This window comes from uncultured Wocania sp., assembly GCF_964021735.1.
Lineage (GTDB): Bacteria > Bacteroidota > Bacteroidia > Flavobacteriales > Flavobacteriaceae > Wocania_A.
In genome coordinates, this window is sequence record NZ_CAXIBN010000004.1 from 25,941 (window position 1) to 46,864 (window position 20,924).

A 20,924-nucleotide genomic window follows, 5' to 3' on the forward strand; every position below is an offset into this window, starting at 1 on the left:
ATTTGGTGGTATTGTGAACCTTGTGACCGAAAAACCCCAGCAGCTCGGTAATGGTTTACATGGAAGTGTGAGCAGTGGTTATGAAACCAACGGAAACGCACTGGTTACATCCTTGAAATTATACCAAATTACAGACACCTACGATATCACAGCAAATGGTGGTTATCGCGATTTTGGCAATTATAAGGATGGTGAAGGTACTGAAATTCCTTCAGCATTTAGAAGCTTAGATTACGGCTTACGATTGGGATACAACGTGAGTGATAACCAAAGAGTGCAGGCGCATTGGCGACAGTCCTTTGGACGTGATGTGCTTCACGCAGGTTTGCCTATGGATACCGAAGAGGACAATAGTTCTATACTTTCTTTGGATTATAAATTATCAAATATTAGTGATTTTGTAGAAGAAATAAATGCCAAAGCGTACTATTCTTATGTTGACCATATTATGTCCAATAACAGACGACCTTCTTTTATGATGACGGAAGCACTATCTATTATCGATGCTACAACCACTGGCGGAAAGGTAGAGTTAAAAATGAAACCTACTGAAAAGTGGATTCTTTATGGCGGTTTAGATGCATTGCTTATTGCTAGAGATGGTAGCAGAACGCGATTAGTTAAAAGAAATGCAATGGGAAATCTATTACCAGAACCAATTACTTTTCAGGATAAAATTTGGCAAGATTCTTATGTAAATGATTTTGGATTGTTTGTCGAGAACAAATATGCTTTTTCAGATAAAACATTACTAACTGCTGGATTGCGTTATGATTTGGTGATTTCGGAAACACAAGATCCGGAAAGCGATTTTCAAGAACTGTATCCTAATCTCGAACAGCGTGACGAGCATAATGTTTCAGCAACAGTTTCAATGAAACATAAAATTTCAAAAAAAAACAATATCGAAATTGCGTATGGTCGTGGTGTGCGATCTGCAAATATGATTGAACGTTACATCAATCATTTTACGGTAGGTCAGGACCCATTTGAATATGTTGGAAACCCCAATCTTGACGCCGAAGTAAACAACCAATTTGAAATAGGTTTTAAGGGAACTAAAAATTTCAACACAACGCAATTGAAATATAGCCTCTCTGGATATTATTCAATCTATGAAAATTATATTGTCCCAGTGGTGGACCCCACGTTGGAAAGAAAGTTTATGCCAAATGCCGAACCACAGGAAGTAAAGCGGTTTATCAACATAGACAATGCATATAAAACTGGTTTTGAAGCCAATGCAGCAGTACAATTTGCAGACTATTTCAATTTCAATATTGCTACGGCTTATGTATACACACGTAATAAAGACTTGGACGAGAGTTTACCTTTAACGCCACCACTTACTACACGATTGGGATTAGGTTATGAGCGCAAGAAGTTCTGGGCACAGCTGGATTATACCATCACATCTAGGCAAGATGAGATTTCAAGCAGTTTCAGGGAACAAGAAACGGCTGGTTATGAAACATTAGACGTACGTTTCGGTTTAAGGTCAGTGAAAGAGTTGAACATTGGTCTTGCTGTTCTAAACGTATTTGATGAAACGTATAATAATCACTTGAATTTCTCTTTTGTGAATCAAGCTGACTTTACAAGAGTACCTATTAATGACCCAGGAAGGAATTTTTCAATTTTTGTTCAGTACGGATTTTAATTTAGGAAAGCCCTTTTGAAAATATCAGAAGGGCTTTAAAAGTCTATTGAATGTAATCATTCTACATAGTTGAGTGATTATATAGAAGATTTAAGAGGAATCTTAATTTTCACTAAAACATCTGGCCAAAGTTTAGAAACTCCATCAGTGCCCTTATGAAGATCATAGCATTCTTTATTAAGTGCTTTTACCGCTTCTACCCCATTCCATTTTGATAAATCGAGTGATGAATTTATGGTTAATGTATCATTTTTAGCTACATAAGAATAGTTTACATTTTCTGATATATTATTCATTGTAAGACTCAAAGTACCTTGTTCATTGTAGGCACTTGTTATTTTGCCTTTAATTGTGTTTGTATGAAATGTATTAAAAAAAATATCACGTAATTTTTTATCTCGTATTTCTGAATTAGAATTAACAGATTGCGTGTTGATTGAGATTTCTCCATTTTTCATTAATTCTTCAACTGATTTAGCGTTTTTGCTAACTGTAAGCGTGTAATCTTCAAAAATTCCACTAACGCCAACACGTTCTGTAAATTTAAAAGCAGTCCAATGAACATAAACGCCAGAAGTGTCTATTTTGTAAATTTGCACTTCTTTCGTTTTTCCTTCTTTTGGAATAACATCTGTTTTACCTTTGTCTTCATTCTTACAAGAGACTGTGGTTGCAAGTGCTAGTACAATTACTATAATTTTTTTCATTTTCATTTTGTTTGTTTTTGAACTTTGTTTGAGTTGTTCTTTTTTGCTTTTTTTGCCTTCAAAAAGTCGGAATAGAAACAATGCGTAAGAGGTTTATTTTCAAATTGTTTTATATTCATAATTTAAATAAAAGTAAAAAAGGTTACAGCTAATTGCTGTAACCTTTGATACATAAACTTGAATTTAAATTTAATCCATCACAAATTTAAATCCAGCAGTAATGATACTTGAGCTAAACGTGGTATCTCTATCGTACTGATAGAATTTAAGGTCTATACTTTTTAAACCTAATTTCCATATATGTGCTTTCGCGAAAATGTCTGTATAAGAAACCCCAAAGCCAAATTGATTTGCTGAGTATTCAGAAAGATCATAATCTGAAGTGTAAAACTCATCTGTTGACAAAGCACCTTCATAAGGCCTAAAGTAATCTGCTGCGGTTTGATTATAGAATCGGTACGATGGATAGAGCGTAAACTTATCCGTAATTTTTATTGGGATTTCAATACTTGCCGTATGAGAATTGATTCCCCAATTATCAAAGTAATAGCGATAAAAAGTTCGTACATTAAAAGTCTCATTTAGAAACCAATTAAGGCGACCACCTGCCACAACTTTAAATCTAGAGTCTGGTAAACGTTCTATGGCATCTGCCAATTGAAAATTCTCAATAAAGGAATCTGCAACGTCTCCAAAATACACACGCTGAAATGGGGTAGATAATAAACCATTTTGTTGTACAAAATCTAATGCCAAAGAACCTTGCACATTTTTATGTAGTATTTGTGAAAAACCAAACCCTAACGAATAAGAATTACGGTCTTCATCTACAAATTCTGTAAATATTGGATTGTAGTTTGCATTTCCCGCAATGGTATTTTGAGTAAACAAACGATTGTTCAATCCGTCTCCACCTTCTCCAAAGGGTCTTAATTCAGTTGGATAAATTGCATTCCAAGTGTCTATATATACATTTCCGCTTACGCTTACTTCTGTGTTCTTTTCATTAAAGAGTTTCGTATAACTGCCTCCAAAGCCTACAGAAAAATAGTCATACTCACTAGATATAGATAATTTGGCAGACCAAATATCATTTCGGTCATCAGAACTGTGGCTGTAACTTCCTGTTAAATTTGCCCAAAGGTCACTACTCGATGCTCCGGAAGATGCTTGAAATGGGTCTGCATTTTCGGTATCAAAAGGGCCTACATTACTAGATGATGCAGATGTGTATGCGGAAACTCCTGCATCTATTGTCAGTACGTCATCGTCATTTAACGGTATCGAAACCACAAATGTACCTGTCACATCTGTTAACTCTTCTGTACCTATACCACCGCTTACCGCAGCATTATCCCCATCTTGGGAATAGTAACTTGTTAGAAAATCTACTTCTGTAGTTTCTAATACACGCTTTTTATAGACCTTAGTTGAGTCTTGGGCTGTTTGCGAGTACGTTTTCGCAAAAGCGAATACACATACTACTAAAATTAATTTTTTCAAATCTCTCATTGTATTAGTTACAGCCGCAGCCTCCACCAGTTTTTCCTCCATTTGCTCCTACAGCAGCTTCACGATATGAATGCGCGGTGGTAACATTTCGGTCACATTTTTTTTCTGAAAGCGCCATATCTGGGTCATTAATGTTTACTTTCTCATATTCCTTAACCACAACACAACTGCTAAAAAAGCACGTAACCATTGCGAGAACAACTATTTTCTTTATCATAGTTTATCGATTTTTATATTCTCTGATTTTGCAATATTTCCTTTATCATCGATGATGATGCATTCTATTTTTGGTAATTGGTTTATACGGTCTAAACCAGCTTCTTTTCCCATAACAAAAACTGAAGTAGCAAGTGCATCTGCAAGTTCTGCTTTTGGTGCAAATACGGTAACGCTTATGATTCCGGTAGAGGGATATCCTGTTCTTGGATCAATAATATGTGTGTATCTTTTACCATTGAAGTTCACGTACTTTTCGTAATTACCAGAAGTCACTACGGCTCCATTAGTAATAGGAAGCAATGCAAAAACTTTATTCTTATCCATTGGGTTAGTAATGGCTACTTTCCAATCATCATCATTGGGTTGTTTTCCCCAAGTATTCATATCGCCAGAGGCGTTTATAATTCCTGAAGCTACACCCTCTGAAATCAATAAATCTTTAGCTTTATCGGCTGCATAGCCTTTTCCTATGGCTCCAAATCCTATTTTCATTCCTTCTAGTTTTAAAAAAACCGTACTATTTTCTTTGTCTAGAATAATATTGTGATATCCCACTTTTGATACTGAAGCTACAATTTCATCTTCTGAAGGCATAACGGTCATACTACCGTCAAACTTCCAAATTCTATCCATTGAAGCATAGCTAATATCAAAAGCACCGTCTGTTAATTTTGAAATTCCAATAGCTCTTTCAATTAAATCAAAAAGTTCTTTGTCAACTTTCACAGGTGCAATTCCAGCATTTCTATTAATTTCTGATGTTTGAGAATTAACATCCCAAGATGAAATCAATTTTTCAATTCTTGAAATTTCTGCAACTGCTGTATCAATATATTTGTTTGCCTGTATAGAATCGTCTGCTACAACGGTAATATCAAACCGACTACCCATTAGTTTGAGCGTTCTCTTATAAGGTTCTTGTGCCGAACATACTATTACAAATAGTATTAGGACCGAAGTAATTAATGTTTTCAAATTATTTGATAAATGCATTTAACTCTTTAATGTAATTTTCTGGTGTTGTTTTTTTGTAACTAGTTTCACCCAATACAACACCCTCCGAATCAAGTACTACCACAAATGGAAAGTAGCCCTGTTTATTATATTTTTCAGCAAGGGCTGCGTTTGCTGTAGTTTGCGCTTCAGATAGTGCATTGCCCTTTTTTCTCGGAAAATCTGCCTTCAACATCACATAATGTTCTACTGCATACTTTATAAAGGTTTCTGTACTCCAAACCTCTTTATCTAGTTTTATGCAGGGCGCACACCAGTCTGATCCTTGAAACACAAGAATAATGGGCTTATCTTGTTTTAATGCTATTTCTTTTGCTTTCGAAAAATCTGTCTGCCACTCTTGGGAGGTTATTGTACTCACGGTTACTATCATAAATACAATTACTGTTATTATTTTATTCATTTTGTTATTTGTGTTTTCAACGTCATAGTTTAGATAATACATACCAATATTCACTAACGTTGTAAAAGTTTCTTTGTTATTAATAATAATTCAATATTCGTTTTACTTTTTTTATATTTTCTTGTTTCCCTTGTTCTAATACCTTTCTTCCGTAATCGGATCGAAAATGGTCCTTTTTTAAAAAATCTAAGTTGAAATCGTGCCATTGCTTATCGGTTAGATACATGTCAAGATTAGTTTCCAATTCTCGACGAAGCAGCAACTTCCTATAATAGAAATTTGGCGTACTAATATGAAAAACGTCAGCATCGCAAAGTATTTCTGCAAGTTCGGTTGTTGGGTGCTGTGGCATTTTAGTTGCCTCTATGTAATCAGATATTTGTTCTATGAGCCTTTTATCCATATTAAGATCTGATAGAAATTTTATAGCAATACGCTTACTTTCATCTTCATGCCCTTCGTAAGTTACTGAAAAACCTGTGTCATGGAACCAAGCGGCTATAATTAATATATCTGTGTCTTCTTGAGTAATATCCATTGCTGCACACAAATATTTTACATTTTGTACGACTTCTTTGGTATGCTCAAGATTGTGAAAAGGCAACTCTTTGCATTTTGAAACTGATAATACTTGAGTACAATATTTTTCTACTTCTTCAATCATGTTATGCAATACTTACGTTAAACAAATGCCCTATAAATGCTGTTATACCCATTGCTAACGTTCCCCATAATGTGATACGTAATATGGCTTTTATCGGTCTTGCACCACCAGTTCTCGCAGAGAGCATGCCCAGAAAAGCTAAAAAAATAATAGCAAATGCATACTGTATATATTCCATACTTTCAATAGGGGCAACTAGAGCAACGATTACAGGTAAAAACCCACCGACAGTAAATGACACACCTGAAGACAATGCAGCCTGCAATGGTCTGGCCTCAGTCAATTCATGTATTCCAAGCTCATCTCTGGCATGGGCTTCCAATGCATTGTGAGCTGTTAACTGCTTGGCTACCTCTAATGCGGTTTCTTTAGTAAGTCCACGTTCCTCATAAATTTTTGCTAGTTCAAGAAGCTCTTGCTTTGGCATATCAATGAGTTCTTGCTTTTCACGAGCAAGGTCAGATTTTTCAATATCGGTCTGTGAACTAACAGAAACATATTCTCCTGCCGCCATTGATAATGCTCCAGCAACCAGACCGGCGAATCCTGCCAATAATATTGATTCACGCGTACTACTTGCCGCCGCCACTCCAATTATAATACTGGCGGTTGATAGAATACCATCATTAGCACCTAGAACTCCTGCCCTAAGCCAGCCACTACGATTAATGTAGTGTTTTTCTGTTACTTGATTTTCCATAATTATTCCCCTAACAGATTAAACGTTCCTTTTGTAAGAAACTGAGTATCGTCGTTAAAATTCGATTTACTTTTAATAATAGAATACCCATTATAACTTTCTTTTAATTCTACCTCTTGTTGACTGAAATAATAGGTATCCCCATCTTTATTATCTAAAACAAGTACATAGTTTTTATTATCCACTTCAATAACGGCTGTACTAGGTAATGCCTTCTCCAATAGGGAATCTGTAATTATATGTGCCTCAACAAACATCCCTGTTAGGAAATGATTACTAGACTTATCTACTAGGTGTCCGTGTACCTTTATAGTTCTATTCGCTTCGATGGATGTACCTACGAGATGGACTTCTGCTTTATAAGTTTCGCCCGAAGCTTCAGGTATTTTAAAATCGATGAGCTGCCCTTTTTTTATTTTCATTATGTCCTTCTCAAAAACCGAGAGTTCTAAATGGATATGGTCGTTATCGATGATTTCCAAAATTGCGCTTGCTGGCGACACGTAAGTACCTTTAGACACATTTACTTTTGTAATACTCCCTGAGATAGGTGCATAAATACTCACCACAGAACTAATTTTACCTTCACGAACACTAGAGGGTGAAATGTTAAGCATCCTTAATTGTTTTTCTAAACCTGTGTGTCTGGCAACCGCCGTTTTGTACTCACTTTCTGCTTTTAAGAAACTTTTTTGAGACGTTATGTTCTCGGCTTTCATAATAGCCTGCCTATCATATTCTGCCTTTAGATAAGTAAGTTGTTCGCTTATTTCCATATACTGTTGTTGTATGGTTACAAATTCAGGGTTTTCAATCGTAACAAGTAATTGACCTTTACTAACTTTATCACCTATAAGCAATGGTGTTGTTTTAATATATCCACCCATTGTTGCATTTACTACTGCTCTGTTTTCTGGTGGAACATCTATCATCCCGTTAACTGAAACTACAGTTGGGAAAGCCTTTTCTTTAAATGAGCCCAAAGTCATTTTGCTCTGTTCAAATTGTGCCTGATTTACTTGAATGCGGTCATCCATCATCATCATATCTTTCGAACCATCCACCTCAGTTGTCTGACTATTTTTATTACCACATCCAAATAAAGCAAAGGCAATACTGAATAGTGCTATTATATATAAGTTACGTTTCATAATTATGTGTTATAAGGTTAGATAATTAATGGCAATGCTGATTTGATTGAATTCGTTGAGTTTGTCCAAATAACTCAATTTTATCTCATAAGCACTTTCTAAACTTTGAATGTATTGATAAAAATCAATTTCTCCATTTCTAAAGCTGCCATTAGCTGTTTTTAAAATTTCTTCTGAAAGTTTTCCACCTTCATTTTCATAATAATTCAATGCCTCTTGAAGCTGCACTAACTGAACTTTCAGTGCATTCAATTTTGCATTTAACTGAATTTCATATTCATTAGATTCAGCTATTACAATATCTTCTGCAATTTTTGAAGCCTTTATCCTAGAAGACTGTCCTCCGAAGAGTAATGGTATTTTAACACCCAATTGATACCCATAAAGATTTCCATCTAATTGTGAATTTGTTCCTTGAAAATAATTGAAGCTTATATCGGGAAGTAGTTTTTGTTTTTCGAAACGCCGTTCTGCTTGTAGTAGTGATACTTTATTTTGATGGTATTCCAACTCTGGGCTTTCACCAACAGTCAATACATTCAAGGTCACTTTTAGTTTAGGTTTATTTGCAATGACAACCTCTTCATCTACCTGAATTAATTGCAATAAAACGTTGTAGGCCAGCACAACTTCTTTCTGTGCTTCTGTGTATTTGAGATTGATTTGTTTTTGCTTGGATGCTGCGGTGATTTTCTCAAGATAATTAGTTGCCCCCAATTTAAAACGCCTTGCGGCTACTTGATAAAAGTTAGTATACAAACTGTCTAGCTTTTTATAAATCTGCTCTTTTTCCCTAGCAATTTGATATTTAAAATAAGCAGCGGTTACTTTTCTTTCAATTCCTTTTTTCTGGATATCATAGGTGCTCAATGCAACTCCAAAACGTGCTTTATTTACTTTCCTTTCAGAAAAATATACGGTTGGAAATTTAAAATCTTGCTGAATGCCGAAGACTCTTAGAGGTTCATTATTCATCGCCAAATTGTTTTCATCAAATTCATAGTATAATTGTGTTTTATCAAAACTGAAGGCACTATTAATCAAAGCATCAGATTGCTCCACTTGTAATTCAGTAGCTTTTAATCCCATGTTATTTTCAATAGCAAGAGAAATTAAATCATTTAAGTCCATACTAGAATTTTGTTGGCTAAAAACACTAAATGAAGAAAACACTAAAAGCAGCCCTAATATTTTTTTAGGGCTTATTCGTCCTCTTATTCTTTTTGTATTATACGGACGGTTAAAAAGAGCATATAAGACTGGTAAGACCACAAGCGTAAGTAAAGTAGCTGTCACCAGACCGCCTATGACCACCGTGGCTAACGGACGTTGCACTTCGGCACCAGCGTTTGTGGAAATTGCCATTGGCAAGAACCCTAATGCTGCTGCAGATGCGGTAAGCAGTACTGCTCGCAATCTATCTTTTGTTCCTTGCTTAATAAGCTCATTAATATTATTAAAACGACCTTCTTTTTTTAGTTCCTTGAAATGCTCGATTAATACGATTCCATTTAATACTGCAATACCAAATAGTGCTATGAATCCAACACCTGCCGATATACTAAATGGCAAATTACGTAGCCATAACAATAGAACTCCACCAACTGCAGCAAGCGGTATTGCAGAATAAATCATTAAGGCCTCCTTGACCGACTTAAAAGCAAAATATAACAGTACAAATATTAAAATGAGCGCAATAGGTACTGCAACCATCAATCGAGATTTTGCACTCTGTAAGTTTTCAAACTGTCCTCCGTAGGTAATAGAATATCCTACTGGTAATTTTATATTATCATTTATCAAGTGTTGCACATCATCCACAACCGATTGTAGATCGCGATTACGAACATTAATACCTACGACAATTCTTCGCCTCGTATCGTCACGAGAAATTTTGGCTGCACCTTTTTTATAGCTTATTTCTGCCAATTCACTTAATGGAATTTTTCCGCCAGAAGGTAAATCGACATAAAGGTTTTTAAGATTATCAATATCTTGGCGCTTTTGCTTATCTAACCTCACAACTAAATCAAATCTCTTTTCGCCTTCAAAAACACTTCCTGCAGATTGCCCTGCAAAGCCCATTGATACCATATCATTCAAATCTTGAATATTTAGTCCATATCTGGCAACTTTTGTTCGATTGTATTGTACACTCATTTCTGGTAAGCCCGCAATTTTTTCTACTGAAATATCTGCTGCTCCATGCACATTTTCAATTAATGCACTAATCTCACTTCCTTTTTTAGCAAGTATATCTAAATCATCGCCAAAAATCTTTATTGCAATATCAGCGCGCACACCTGTTATTAATTCATTAAATCGCATCTCAATAGGTTGTGTAAACTCTACTTCCATTCCAGGTATTACCGCAAGAGCCTTCTTGAACTTATCGGCCAGTTCATCTTTGGATGAGGCAGAAGTCCATTCACTTTTCGGATTCAAAACAATGATAACATCACTTTCTTCCATAGACATTGGGTCAGTAGGAACTTCGGCAGCACCAATACGAGTGACCACTTGTTTTACTTCTGGAAATTCTTTCAAAAGTATTTTCTCAATTTCCGTAGTTATCTCTACAGTGTTGCTTAAAGAAGTTCCAGTTTTTAACACAGGTTGAATCACAAAATCACCTTCATCTAAAGTTGGCACAAACTCGCCACCCATAGCAGTGTATAGATAGATTGAAATAGCCAATAGAACCGAAGCAATGATGAGCACTAATCTTTTGCTTTGTAATGCCCAATGAATAACAGGCTCGTACATTTTATTAAGCCATTTCATGAGTCGTACAGAAATATTCTTATCAGTAGCCTTTGAAGGTTTCAAAAATATAGATGCCACTACAGGAACATAAGTAAAGCATAATAACATTGCGCCAATAAGTGCGAAACTGAAGGTAAGTGCCATAGGTTTAAACATCTTTCCTTCAACGCCACTTAGTGATAAAATTGGGATGAAAACGATAAGAATAATGAGCTGTCCAAAGATGGCAGAATTCATCATTTTTGATGCTCCTGAAAACGTAATGTTGTCTTTAAATTCTTGTCTTTCGGCTTTTGCTAAAGCATTTATCTTTACTTTCTTTTGTGTGATTTGGAAAGCAATGAATTCTACGATAATTACTGCTCCATCGATGATAATTCCAAAATCTATAGCTCCCAAACTCATTAAATTAGCATCTACTCCAAAAATGTACATTAAGGACAATGCGAAGAGCAAACACAACGGAATAACCGATGCAACCACTAACCCAGAACGGAAATTTCCCAAAAGCAACACTACAACAAAAATCACAATCAAACATCCAAGGATTAGGTTTTCAGAAACTGTAAAAGTGGTTTTAGCTATAAGTTCACTCCGGTCTAAAAAGGCATTGATATAAACACCTTTGGGTAGTGATTTTGAGATTTCAGAAACACGTTCTTTTACAGCTTCGATTACTTTTTTAGAATTAGCATCTTTAAGCATCATTACTTGACCGAGCACTTTTTCACCTTCACCATTTCCTGTAATCGCTCCAAAGCGCGTAGCGCTTCCGAAGCCTACTTTTGCCACATCCCTTATGTAAATGGGTATGCCATCATCATTTTTGACAACAATATTATTGATATCATCTAAAGATGATATAAGACCTTCTCCTCGTATAAAAAATGCTTGATTGACCTTCTCAATATAGCCGCCACCTGAAACACTATTATTCATCTCCAATACTGTAAAAACATCATTTGCGGTAATATTCATCGCATTTAGTTTTTCAGTATTGATAGCAACTTCATACTGCTTTAAGAATCCACCCCAAGTATTGACTTCAACCACACCGGGAATTCCAGAAAGTTGACGTTTTACAATCCAATCTTGAATGGTTCTTAAATCTTCAGCTGTATATTGATCTTTAAATTCAGGTTTTACATCTAGAATGTATTGATAAATTTCCCCAAGACCGGTCGTTATTGGTCCCATTTCTGGTGTACCGAAACCTTCGGGTATTTTTTCAGATGCTGATTTAATTTTTTCGGCAATAAGTTGTCTAGGCAAATACGTCCCCATTTCATCTTCAAAAACTATGGTCACCACCGATAACCCAAACTTGGAAACAGAACGTATCTCAACCACACCTGGCAAGTTTGCCATTTCCAACTCCACCGGATAGGTTATAAATTGCTCCATATCTTGTGTAGAAAGATTACGAGATGTTGTTATGACCTGTACTTGGTTGTTTGTAACATCGGGTACAGCACCAATTGGGATTTGAAATAATGAATACAATCCAAATCCAATAATAAATGTTGTGAATAATAGAACAATAAACTTGTTCTTTATACTAAAATTTATAATATATGATAACATTTTTCATAAAATAATCAAGATGAAATTCCCAAATCAGTGTATAATTAAGGAACTAAAAAATAGAAAAGCCTGAGATTACTTATGAATGCCGTGGTGGCTGGAAAAGTCCTTCTAAATGAAGTGATGAAGTAGGTGCTTGATAATAAAAATTATGTGTTTTGAATTCAGAAAATTCAACTGTTTTTAATTCTTCTTTCTTGGTGTTTAAGACAAATGCTGTGATTGAAGAGCTATGTATTTGGTGCTGAAAAGGAAGTTGTTCGTGGTCTTCCTTTTCTTCTTGATGATTCCTATCGTGGTCTGCTTTAAGCTCACCGTAATGCTTAGAAATAAAAACAAGCACGTTATCTCCATATTGCTCGCTATGGAACTGCACGTGTTCTATAAATTCATCGATTTGCGCAATATCATTAAAGCCAATCCCAAAACTCTGAATGAGAATAACTAAAGACAACGATATGGAAAACAAAAATTTCAACGCTATAAAAATAATGATTTTTTTAAAATTACCTAAATGACTATCTATTTATTTGATTTTGCAACTATTAATTCCTACAATTCTATATAGCGGACAAAAACTCACCAAACTTGTTAATACAAAAATTGCCGACAACGCCAATAGAATGTAGGCTAAAGTTCCTGTAATTATTCCTTGCCAATAAAGTGCTGCGATAATGACTGCGATTCCTATTCTGATAATTCGGTCAGCAGTGCCCATGTTTGTTTTCATATGATTTGATTTTGAGTGGTTTTGTATTTTTAATTTAATGAACAACTCTTCGCCTATAATCTTCAGTTAAATCCATCAGTCCGTACTAGTTATGATGTTAATAATTTCATCTTTCTGAAGTACACCAGATTGTCTCCAAACTTGTTTTCCATTTTTAAACAATAACATGGTTGGCACACCTTTTACTTGATATTTTGCAGCCAACGCTTGGTTTTTATCGACATCAATTTTTATAATGGATACACGATTGCCCAAATTGTCCTTGACCTGCTTTAAAATAGGCCCCAACATTTTACATGGCCCACACCATTCTGCAAAAAAGTCGACTAAAATGGGTGTGTCTTGATTTATTAATTCTGAAAATTTGCTCATACCTGACATGATTTATTTATCAAAAGTAACACTCCAAATACCTCTTACTTCATCAACACCATATCCAATTGCTTTATCTTTTGGATATAACGTTGCTAATTTTTTTATTATAGCCGGCTCAACTGTTTCTCTAGGATTTCCGTGGCATTGTAAGCACATAGTATTTGTAGTAATAGGATAAAATACTTGTACTTTATCTTCCAATTTAGTTACAATTGGACTCGGTTCTTCACCTTCTGCAACCCGTTGTTTAAACGTTTTAATATATTCCAATTCTTCAGCATTTGCTTGATTCTTCGGATTTCTGGGTTTGTCCGTTACACGTTTAATCCTTGCCTTGTGTACAACAGACATACTATCTGTTAGCGGATATGCCCTTTCATTGCAAAACGATAGTGCTTCCAAGGTTCCATCTTTTTGAATGGCTCCCATTAAATTTTTACCTAAAACCGCTTTTGTGGACAATGCATATTTTAAACCACGCTCGGCATAAGGAAGCTCTTCAAAATTATACTTTGCTTGTTGCTTCTGCATTCCTTTTTGTTTGCTGTTTCCTTGACCATGACCTTTCCCCATCCCTTTTTCTCCATTAAAATGAGCTTCAAACCATTCTGGTTGCTCTATGTTATTATCAAACATGTAATCGGCAATCTGTTTGATAGTCTCTTCTGGAAAAGATTGCTTTGGCATAACTCCAAAACGCTTTACAGATCCAAACATTTTGGCATCTTCGGCATTAGGATTTTTTATCCAAGTTTGCATGGCATTTATAAATTCCTCTTTGGAAGTGTCGGAAGATATATAATGCTTTTTAATGGCAATCATCGGTGGACCAATCCTATCTGCTTCACTGGCAGAAGGACTATGACAATTGTAGCAATTGGTTTCCATAAGTTTTTTGCCTGGATGTGTTTGAGTATGTTCTTTTTCTTCTGCGGAAACGTACTCTGATTTTTTAGCATTATTGCAGCTAAAAATGAAAGCTATATACAAAAAAAGGAAAGTCGAATTTTTCATTTTAAACTATTTTACCATGACAGTTTTCCTGTTGAGCAGCTCACAAATGATCTTGCTTTGGAAGTTAAAGAATTCGATTCCTCAACTGATGGATAACCTAGACCTTTCAGTTTTTCTTTCACCATTAACGCATCATCTGTATTTATATAACTGAAAGATACTTTACTATCTTCCACATCAACTTGTAAATCTGAAATAGTGTTGATGGATGATAGTTTTGAGATAATAGTATTTACGCAACTACCACATTTTAAATTTTGAACTATTATTGATGTTTTCATGTTTTAATTATAATTTAAAATCCCACCTTTTAAGTCGTATATTTCCTTAAACCTCATTGCAGCTAACTTGTTTGCTGTTTGTCTGCTTCGGCTTCCACTTCGGCAATAAATATAGACTGGTTTTTCCTTATCTAATTTATTAAATTCCACATTAAATTTCCTCGAAAAAAAATCAATATTTATGGCATTTTTGATATGTCCGGATTTATACTCTTCTGGTGTTCTCACATCTATTAACTGCACTTTTTTAACAGATATGGTATCTTTATATGTTTGAGCATCTAAAATTTTAATAGAATCATTTTGTTGCGCCTTAGCGCCAAATAGAGTACTAAATAGTGTCATAATTAGAATTATATTTTTCATTAATGATGTTACTTTTTATTGTAAATCTACATATCATACCAGCCATAGTTAGTAACCTATGTTACAGTAGTTCAAAAAAAAAAGCGACGATTACTCGCCGCTTTTCCACCAATCAACCATCGAACTTATTTAAAAACCTTTTCATCTAATTCTTCATAGATTTTCAAACAAGCTCTTACTAAAAACCAACTTTATTATTTACAATGATTTTTTTGCCAAATAGAAATCGACTTTTTCGCAACTATCATCTGCGATACGTGCGTTCATTTCATCTAATGTTTTTGGTGGTGGTACAATTACCTTGTCACCTTTTTTCCAATCCAAGGGCATTGCTACACCATGTTCATCTGAAATCTGTAAGGCTTCCAACGCTCTTAAAATCTCGTCCATATTTCTACCGACATTAAGTGGGTAGTACATAATCAATCTAATTTTCTTTTTTGGATCGATAAAGGATACGGCTCTTACTGCTGCGGTTTCGCTTTCATTGGGTTGCAACATTCCATAAAGCTTTGATACTTTCATGTCGATATCTGCAATGATTGGGAAATCAAAATATACGCCAGTTTTTTCCCTTACATTGTTAACCCATCCTAAATGTGCATGAATACTGTCAATACTCAAACCCAATAATTCAGTATTTAGGGCCGTAAATTCATCTTTTCTTGTTGCAAATCCACTCATTTCTGTGGTGCAGACTGGGGTAAAATCTGCTGGGTGTGAGAACATCACTATCCATTTATCTTTTGCAAATTCCGAAAATTTAATATCTCCTTTAGTCGTTTTCGCTTTAAAATCTGGTGCGTCATCACCTATGCGCGGCATTGAATAATTTGTATTTAATTCTGTATTTTCCATAGTATTAACTTTTATTTTGAGATATAAAATTATGTAGATAATCACACAAAAACAGTAACAAGTGTTACAGAAACAGCAATTAATTGCTTTTATATTGCTGAATAAATTATGAAGCAGATGAGTTACAAAAATACCTTCAATTTAATTGGCAATGTTGATATCTATGTAATAGACTAAATTCTAAAAGAACGTTATAAAAATGGGCAGTCTATTCTGGATGCTGGTTTTGGTAGTGGACGAAATCTAAAATGGTTTTATCCAAATGATTTTGAGATTTTTGGAATAGATGCAGATTCACAATTTTTGGCAAATGCAAAGCTGAAATATCCTGAAGCAGCTTCACATTTTACCGTTGGCACATTAGACGACTTGCCTTTTAACAAAAAAAAAAAATGACCATATACTTTGCTGTGCTGTTTTACATTTTGCGCAAAGCGAAACTCATTTTACAGCAATGCTTGCTGAACTTTTTCGAGTGCTAAAACCCAGTGGTACCTTACTCATTAGAATGGCTTCGGACATTGGACTAGATGGCAACGCACCAGAAATCACATATAAAGAAAATGGTCAAAAAGGCACATATTATCTAACCAGAGAACGGATTGAGAACTTGACCAAAAGTTTTGAGCTAGAACTGATTGAGCCTGTAAAGACTACCAATGTTCAGGATATGAGAGCCATGACGACTTTGGTGTTTCGGAAGAAATTATAAAGACAAAAGTAGCAATCTCTTGCGCTTTTGCTTCTAACTTAACTAACCTTTTATTTTAAAGTTGATGGGCAAACGTAATTCGTGGTTTCAACTCCTGCTGCTTTAATAGCCTCAAAGCCACCCTTTACATCAATCAAATTATGCATGCCACGGCTTTTTAATATGGACGCAGCAATCATACTGCGATAGCCTCCTGCACAATGAACATAAAAGGTTTCATTCTCTGGATATTCTGCCAAATGCTCGTTAATTTCTGAAAGTGATGTATGGTGTGCATTAACTACATGCTCACTTCGGAACTCGTCAAGTTTACGTACATCAAATACTGGAATATCATTTTGTATGTCGTCTTCAATCTGTTTAAACTCAGTTGCAGGAATGGAAGTTACCGTATCGTATTCCTTAGCCGCTTTTTTCCATGCTTCAAAACCACCTTCCAGATAACCCAAGGTATTGTCAAAACCGACTCGTGATAATCTTGTAATAACTTCTTCAATACGGTCATTATCTGCTATCAATAAAATAGGTTGTTTTACATCTTTAATCAAATCGCCCACCCATGGTGCAAAACTTCCATCGATACCGATGAAAATAGAACCTGGAATATGCCCTTTGGCAAAATCGCTTTCGTCTCTTGTATCTAACATTACTGCTCCTGTTTCATTTGCTGCGGCTTCAAAGGCATTTGGTAAAAGGGCGTTTTCACCTTGTGCGATTACTTCATCAATATCTTTGTAGCCTTCCTTATTCATCTTTACATTCATTGGAAAATAGGCAGGTGGTGGCAATAACCCGTCGGTTACTTCTTTAATAAATTCTTCCTTAGTCATATCGGCTCGCAATGCATAATTCATTTCCTTTTGATGCCCAAGAGTATCCACAGTTTCCTTCATCATATTCTTACCACAGGCAGAACCTGCTCCGTGTGCAGGATATACAATCACATCATCAGCAAGCGGCATAATTTTGTTTCTTAGGCTATCATAGAGTATTCCAGCCAATTGTTCTTGTGTCATGTTAGCAGCCTTTTGAGCAAGATCTGGACGACCGACATCTCCTAAAAACAAGGTGTCACCCGTAAACAAAGCATAATCCCTACCGTCCTTGTCTTTAAGAAGATAAGTGGTACTTTCCATTGTGTGACCTGGTGTGTGCAGGACTACAAACGTTACCTCGCCCAACTTAAATTCCTGACCATCTTTTGCCGTTATGGAATCGAAATTTGGATTTGCGTTTGGACCATAAATGATAGGTGCTCCTGTTTTTTCTGAAAGGGTAACGTGACCTGAAACAAAATCGGCGTGAAAATGTGTTTCAAAAATATATTTTATTTTTGCCTTATCAGCTTCAGCCTTTTCTATATAAGGCTTTACTTCACGAAGTGGATCGATAATGGCTACTTCACCCTTGCTTTTAATATAGTAGGCTCCTTGTGCTAAACATCCAGTATAGATCTGTTCTATTTTCATACTATTTCGATTTTTAAGCTTTTATACTTCGACTGCACTCAGCCAAAGGTACAGCGAAATTATTGATAAAATTAAAGTGTCTTATTCTATTTTACGGTAACCAAAGTTACATAGCTAGCTCTTTGTAAATAATGTAGATTCCCATTATCAAAACGAACCAGCCAAATGCTTTTTTGAGCTTTTTGCCATCGATAAACTTGTTAAGCCAAATCCCAATAAATATTCCAACTACAGAAATTGCTGTAAATAACAATAAGAAAGACCAATCTATTTCAAGGTTCTGTACGTCCCCAAGAAAACCTATCAAAGATTTTATGGCAATAATTAGAAGGGAAGTAGCTACGGCTGTTTTCATGGGTAATTTTGCCAATAGCACCAAAGCTGGGATAATTAAGAAGCCGCCACCAGCACCCACAATACCTGTAATGGTTCCTACTACTAAACCTTCAATAATTATAAGGGGATAATTGTATTTTATTTCTGAATTTTCATCTGTTTCCTTACCATTACTGCGTATCATCGATACAGATGCAAGTAGCATTATTATCGCAAAAAATAGCATAATCGCTAAGTTCTTCGTAACCATAAAATCGCTAATTTTAAAAAGCTCGTCTGGAACTGCTGGGATTAAAAATGCTCTAGTAAGATATACTGCGATAAATGCCGGAATTGCAAAAATAATAGCGGTTTTAACATCCACCATTCCTTTAATCATATTCTTTATTGCACCTACAAGTGATGTAGTACCAACTACAAATAATGAATATGCTGTACCAATTACAGGGTTGAGTGAAAGTGCATACACCAAGATTGGTACCGTAAGGATAGAGCCTCCACCTCCTATCAAACCTAAAACAACACCAATTAAGAGTGCTCCAACATATCCAAAAATTTCTGTTACCTCCATTCTTTGTTTATCTAAATGATAAACAAATGTAAAGGTCTTGATAATAAAGTTTGGTAACCGATGTTACAGGGCTTCAATAAAACTGCGATGTAATTTTATTTTTTGGTCGTTTTCCATTTTTTTGAGTAATCTGGAAACAACTACACGACTTGTATGAAGGTCTGCCGCAATTTCCTTGTGAGTATTGTAGATATGTTTGCTGTTTAGAATTTTGATTTTGTCATCTAGGTAATTTTCTAAACGCTCGTGCATATTATTGAAAGCTATGTTATCCACGCTTTCCAAAAGTTCCATCATACGTGAGTGGTAGCTTGAGAAAACGAAGTTACGCCAAGATTTGTATTTTCTGGACCATTCTTCCATCTTGCCAACGGGAATCATTAATAACTTTGAGTGGGTTTCGGCTACTGCATGAATTTCGCTCTTGGTACTTCCTAAACAGCAAGTCATAGTCATTGCACAGGTATCCCCCTTTTCTAAATGGTAAAGCAATAATTCTTCGCCATCATTATCAGGACGCATAATTTTAATGCTTCCAGACAATAATAAAGGCATGGATTTTATGTATTGCCCAGGTTTCATTAAATCTTGACCTTCAGACACTTCCATAAAAGTAGCTACATTATTGATTTCTTCAATAAGTGACGGCTCAAATAGTGAGCCATAGTATTGCTTAAGTTCTTGAATCATCTCTTATTTTTTTAGCTATTTCTGGATTGTATTTTAAAAAGAAGTGCGCCCAAATCGACTTTGACACTGCGCCTATATATGGTGATGTAACAACCAAAGCAGCTACAATACTCAACATAATTCCTGTTGGCCCAAAATCCAGACCAAAGATAAGTGTAAGCACATAAGCAGCAACTGCAACTGCAATACCCACTCCGTAAGAAACATACATTGAACCTGTATAAAAACTGGGTTCAATATGGTAATTCAGTTTACATTTTGGACAATGATCCTTAACCTTATTCATACTTAAAAGTTTATATGGATTAGCTTCCAGAAATTTACCTTGTCGGCATTGCGGGCATTTTAAAAATAAGATGCTATATAATTTTGTCCTTTTCAAGTTTCTCTCAATTTTATACAAAAATACAAGGAATTGAATTGAGTGTTGGTAACTGATGTTACACAAAAAAATGGAAGATAAACTAAATTAGATGCTGTAAAATCAATTAATATATTTCAATCGTGTGAAAAGTTGGGCTATACTGCCTCTGGCATAACTTAATTCTACAGCTTTTTTCTTAAAGTCTGTTGTGTAATTTCTTTTGCGTTTTGACATAATTCAAAGGTAAATTATGTAACTGTTATTCCCTCAATTTAATGTCCAGTCAAATATAGTAAGTCCATAAAAACATAGTACAGTACATAAAACAACTAATTGAAACAATAGAAAAAGAAATTAATTATGATATTTGAAGAACCTTAACAATTAATCAATAGTCATTCCATTTTCAATTTCAGTATAGGTCAAAAAAAATCCTCAACAAATTAATGTTGAGGATTTACAATTCTAAATCAAGTTTAGAATAAAAAAGGCAACGACCTACTCTCCCACAAATGCAGTACCATCGGCGCTAATGGGCTTAACTTCTCTGTTCGGAATGGTAAGAGGTGAGCCCCATCGCTATAACCACCTTAAGTTATAGCTGCTCGCTATTGGTTTTGAACCTTTAGCATACAGCGTTCATCTATTGATGAACAAATATCTTAACATATTGAAAAGTCTCTAAGAGACACTAGACACATAATAAATATAAATAAATATGTATTGAACTTTATAAAAAAACAGGCGTACAATAAGCCTATGGGTTATTAGTACTACT

At 35.2% G+C, this 20,924-nt stretch carries 23 protein-coding genes, 1 rRNA gene and 1 pseudogene; 4 read left to right on the forward strand and 21 right to left on the reverse strand.

Annotated elements, in window-relative coordinates:
* Window positions 1-22: 22 nt before the first annotated feature.
* Complete coding sequence (locus tag AADI82_RS00875; RefSeq protein ID WP_341214602.1) at window positions 23-1,660, forward strand: TonB-dependent receptor; 1,638 nt, start codon at window positions 23-25, stop codon at window positions 1,658-1,660.
* A 77-nt stretch (window positions 1,661-1,737) separates the two neighbouring features.
* On the opposite strand, the gene AADI82_RS00880 is transcribed toward AADI82_RS00875, so the two are convergent.
* The 16 genes from AADI82_RS00880 to AADI82_RS00955 form a co-directional block, all read right to left on the reverse strand.
* Window positions 1,738-2,367, reverse strand: a complete 630-nt coding sequence (locus tag AADI82_RS00880) for a YceI family protein (protein ID WP_341214582.1) — start codon at window positions 2,365-2,367, stop codon at window positions 1,738-1,740.
* A gap of 189 nt (window positions 2,368-2,556) precedes the next feature.
* A complete protein-coding gene (locus tag AADI82_RS00885) occupies window positions 2,557-3,879 on the reverse strand; it encodes a DUF3570 domain-containing protein (RefSeq protein WP_341214583.1) in 1,323 nt (440 codons plus the stop codon).
* A 4-nt stretch (window positions 3,880-3,883) separates the two neighbouring features.
* Entirely contained in the window at window positions 3,884-4,096 is a 213-nt protein-coding gene (locus AADI82_RS00890; RefSeq protein WP_341214584.1) for a DUF4266 domain-containing protein, read from the reverse strand.
* Complete coding sequence (locus AADI82_RS00895; protein ID WP_341214585.1) at window positions 4,093-5,091, reverse strand: FAD:protein FMN transferase; 999 nt, start codon at window positions 5,089-5,091, stop codon at window positions 4,093-4,095. The genes AADI82_RS00890 and AADI82_RS00895 overlap by 4 nt, the downstream gene beginning before the upstream one ends.
* On the reverse strand, window positions 5,075-5,515 hold the full coding sequence (locus AADI82_RS00900) for a thioredoxin family protein (RefSeq protein ID WP_341214586.1): 441 nt from the start codon (window positions 5,513-5,515) through the stop codon (window positions 5,075-5,077). Before AADI82_RS00900 ends, AADI82_RS00895 begins: the two co-directional genes overlap by 17 nt.
* Before the next feature lie 79 nt (window positions 5,516-5,594).
* A complete protein-coding gene (locus AADI82_RS00905) occupies window positions 5,595-6,179 on the reverse strand; it encodes an HD domain-containing protein (RefSeq protein ID WP_341214587.1) in 585 nt (194 codons plus the stop codon).
* Window position 6,180: 1 nt separating this feature from the next.
* Window positions 6,181-6,879 carry a VIT family protein gene (locus AADI82_RS00910; RefSeq protein WP_341214588.1) on the reverse strand — a complete coding sequence of 233 codons (699 nt, stop codon included), beginning with the start codon at window positions 6,877-6,879 and terminating at the stop codon, window positions 6,181-6,183.
* A 2-nt stretch (window positions 6,880-6,881) separates the two neighbouring features.
* Window positions 6,882-8,030: an efflux RND transporter periplasmic adaptor subunit gene (locus AADI82_RS00915; protein ID WP_341214589.1), complete on the reverse strand. Its 1,149-nt coding sequence runs from the start codon at window positions 8,028-8,030 to the stop codon at window positions 6,882-6,884.
* Window positions 8,031-8,039: 9 nt separating this feature from the next.
* Window positions 8,040-12,380 carry a CusA/CzcA family heavy metal efflux RND transporter gene (locus AADI82_RS00920; RefSeq protein WP_341214590.1) on the reverse strand — a complete coding sequence of 1,447 codons (4,341 nt, stop codon included), beginning with the start codon at window positions 12,378-12,380 and terminating at the stop codon, window positions 8,040-8,042.
* A 79-nt stretch (window positions 12,381-12,459) separates the two neighbouring features.
* Window positions 12,460-12,849, reverse strand: coding sequence for a hypothetical protein (locus AADI82_RS00925; RefSeq protein ID WP_341214591.1), 390 nt, complete (start codon window positions 12,847-12,849; stop codon window positions 12,460-12,462).
* Between the two features lie 57 nt (window positions 12,850-12,906).
* A complete protein-coding gene (locus AADI82_RS00930) occupies window positions 12,907-13,110 on the reverse strand; it encodes a DUF2892 domain-containing protein (protein WP_341214592.1) in 204 nt (67 codons plus the stop codon).
* A gap of 75 nt (window positions 13,111-13,185) precedes the next feature.
* Window positions 13,186-13,482 carry a thioredoxin gene (trxA, locus tag AADI82_RS00935; RefSeq protein ID WP_341214593.1) on the reverse strand — a complete coding sequence of 99 codons (297 nt, stop codon included), beginning with the start codon at window positions 13,480-13,482 and terminating at the stop codon, window positions 13,186-13,188.
* A 12-nt stretch (window positions 13,483-13,494) separates the two neighbouring features.
* Window positions 13,495-14,499 carry a DUF3365 domain-containing protein gene (locus AADI82_RS00940; protein ID WP_341214594.1) on the reverse strand — a complete coding sequence of 335 codons (1,005 nt, stop codon included), beginning with the start codon at window positions 14,497-14,499 and terminating at the stop codon, window positions 13,495-13,497.
* Between the two features lie 11 nt (window positions 14,500-14,510).
* Entirely contained in the window at window positions 14,511-14,780 is a 270-nt protein-coding gene (locus tag AADI82_RS00945; RefSeq protein WP_341214595.1) for a heavy-metal-associated domain-containing protein, read from the reverse strand.
* Between the two features lie 3 nt (window positions 14,781-14,783).
* Window positions 14,784-15,125 (reverse strand): rhodanese-like domain-containing protein, encoded by a 342-nt coding sequence (locus tag AADI82_RS00950; protein WP_341214596.1) that lies wholly within the window; start codon window positions 15,123-15,125, stop codon window positions 14,784-14,786.
* Between the two features lie 219 nt (window positions 15,126-15,344).
* Window positions 15,345-16,004: a peroxiredoxin gene (locus AADI82_RS00955; protein WP_341214603.1), complete on the reverse strand. Its 660-nt coding sequence runs from the start codon at window positions 16,002-16,004 to the stop codon at window positions 15,345-15,347.
* A 213-nt stretch (window positions 16,005-16,217) separates the two neighbouring features.
* Here AADI82_RS00955 and AADI82_RS00960 point away from each other — a divergent pair, with 213 nt between their 5' ends.
* From AADI82_RS00960 to AADI82_RS00970, 3 genes and pseudogenes are all read left to right on the forward strand, one after another.
* The gene (locus AADI82_RS00960; RefSeq protein WP_341214604.1) at window positions 16,218-16,400 is read left to right on the forward strand and encodes a methyltransferase domain-containing protein; all 183 of its coding nucleotides are present in this window, start codon (window positions 16,218-16,220) and stop codon (window positions 16,398-16,400) included.
* Between the two features lie 4 nt (window positions 16,401-16,404).
* Window positions 16,405-16,457 (forward strand): annotated as a pseudogene (locus AADI82_RS00965) (hypothetical protein); the annotation flags it as partial.
* 1 nt (window position 16,458) lies between these two features.
* On the forward strand, window positions 16,459-16,716 hold the full coding sequence (locus AADI82_RS00970) for a hypothetical protein (RefSeq protein WP_341214597.1): 258 nt from the start codon (window positions 16,459-16,461) through the stop codon (window positions 16,714-16,716).
* A 50-nt stretch (window positions 16,717-16,766) separates the two neighbouring features.
* Here AADI82_RS00970 and AADI82_RS00975 read toward each other — a convergent pair whose 3' ends face one another.
* The 5 genes from AADI82_RS00975 to rrf form a co-directional block, all read right to left on the reverse strand.
* Complete coding sequence (locus AADI82_RS00975; protein ID WP_341214598.1) at window positions 16,767-18,185, reverse strand: MBL fold metallo-hydrolase; 1,419 nt, start codon at window positions 18,183-18,185, stop codon at window positions 16,767-16,769.
* Window positions 18,186-18,291: 106 nt separating this feature from the next.
* Window positions 18,292-19,092: a sulfite exporter TauE/SafE family protein gene (locus AADI82_RS00980; RefSeq protein ID WP_341214599.1), complete on the reverse strand. Its 801-nt coding sequence runs from the start codon at window positions 19,090-19,092 to the stop codon at window positions 18,292-18,294.
* Window positions 19,093-19,155: 63 nt separating this feature from the next.
* The gene (locus AADI82_RS00985) at window positions 19,156-19,782 is read right to left on the reverse strand and encodes a Crp/Fnr family transcriptional regulator (protein ID WP_341214600.1); all 627 of its coding nucleotides are present in this window, start codon (window positions 19,780-19,782) and stop codon (window positions 19,156-19,158) included.
* Window positions 19,766-20,068 (reverse strand): DUF983 domain-containing protein, encoded by a 303-nt coding sequence (locus AADI82_RS00990; protein ID WP_341214601.1) that lies wholly within the window; start codon window positions 20,066-20,068, stop codon window positions 19,766-19,768. The genes AADI82_RS00985 and AADI82_RS00990 overlap by 17 nt, the downstream gene beginning before the upstream one ends.
* A gap of 563 nt (window positions 20,069-20,631) precedes the next feature.
* Window positions 20,632-20,739: ribosomal RNA gene (rrf, locus tag AADI82_RS00995) — 5S ribosomal RNA — on the reverse strand.
* Window positions 20,740-20,924: the final 185 nt, after the last annotated feature.

Coding starts and splice junctions, on each gene's coding strand:
- AADI82_RS00880 (WP_341214582.1), bottom strand. CDS start 2,367: ATGAAAAAAATTATAGTAATTGTACTAGCACTTGCAACCACAGTCTCT.
- AADI82_RS00885 (WP_341214583.1), bottom strand. CDS start 3,879: ATGAGAGATTTGAAAAAATTAATTTTAGTAGTATGTGTATTCGCTTTT.
- AADI82_RS00890 (WP_341214584.1), bottom strand. CDS start 4,096: ATGATAAAGAAAATAGTTGTTCTCGCAATGGTTACGTGCTTTTTTAGC.
- AADI82_RS00895 (WP_341214585.1), bottom strand. CDS start 5,091: ATGCATTTATCAAATAATTTGAAAACATTAATTACTTCGGTCCTAATA.
- AADI82_RS00900 (WP_341214586.1), bottom strand. CDS start 5,515: ATGAATAAAATAATAACAGTAATTGTATTTATGATAGTAACCGTGAGT.
- AADI82_RS00905 (WP_341214587.1), bottom strand. CDS start 6,179: ATGATTGAAGAAGTAGAAAAATATTGTACTCAAGTATTATCAGTTTCA.
- AADI82_RS00910 (WP_341214588.1), bottom strand. CDS start 6,879: ATGGAAAATCAAGTAACAGAAAAACACTACATTAATCGTAGTGGCTGG.
- AADI82_RS00915 (WP_341214589.1), bottom strand. CDS start 8,030: ATGAAACGTAACTTATATATAATAGCACTATTCAGTATTGCCTTTGCT.
- AADI82_RS00920 (WP_341214590.1), bottom strand. CDS start 12,380: ATGTTATCATATATTATAAATTTTAGTATAAAGAACAAGTTTATTGTT.
- AADI82_RS00930 (WP_341214592.1), bottom strand. CDS start 13,110: ATGAAAACAAACATGGGCACTGCTGACCGAATTATCAGAATAGGAATC.
- trxA (WP_341214593.1), bottom strand. CDS start 13,482: ATGAGCAAATTTTCAGAATTAATAAATCAAGACACACCCATTTTAGTC.
- AADI82_RS00940 (WP_341214594.1), bottom strand. CDS start 14,499: ATGAAAAATTCGACTTTCCTTTTTTTGTATATAGCTTTCATTTTTAGC.
- AADI82_RS00945 (WP_341214595.1), bottom strand. CDS start 14,780: ATGAAAACATCAATAATAGTTCAAAATTTAAAATGTGGTAGTTGCGTA.
- AADI82_RS00950 (WP_341214596.1), bottom strand. CDS start 15,125: ATGACACTATTTAGTACTCTATTTGGCGCTAAGGCGCAACAAAATGAT.
- AADI82_RS00955 (WP_341214603.1), bottom strand. CDS start 16,004: ATGGAAAATACAGAATTAAATACAAATTATTCAATGCCGCGCATAGGT.
- AADI82_RS00970 (WP_341214597.1), top strand. CDS start 16,459: ATGCTTGCTGAACTTTTTCGAGTGCTAAAACCCAGTGGTACCTTACTC.
- AADI82_RS00975 (WP_341214598.1), bottom strand. CDS start 18,185: ATGAAAATAGAACAGATCTATACTGGATGTTTAGCACAAGGAGCCTAC.
- AADI82_RS00980 (WP_341214599.1), bottom strand. CDS start 19,092: ATGGAGGTAACAGAAATTTTTGGATATGTTGGAGCACTCTTAATTGGT.
- AADI82_RS00985 (WP_341214600.1), bottom strand. CDS start 19,782: ATGATTCAAGAACTTAAGCAATACTATGGCTCACTATTTGAGCCGTCA.
- AADI82_RS00990 (WP_341214601.1), bottom strand. CDS start 20,068: ATGAATAAGGTTAAGGATCATTGTCCAAAATGTAAACTGAATTACCAT.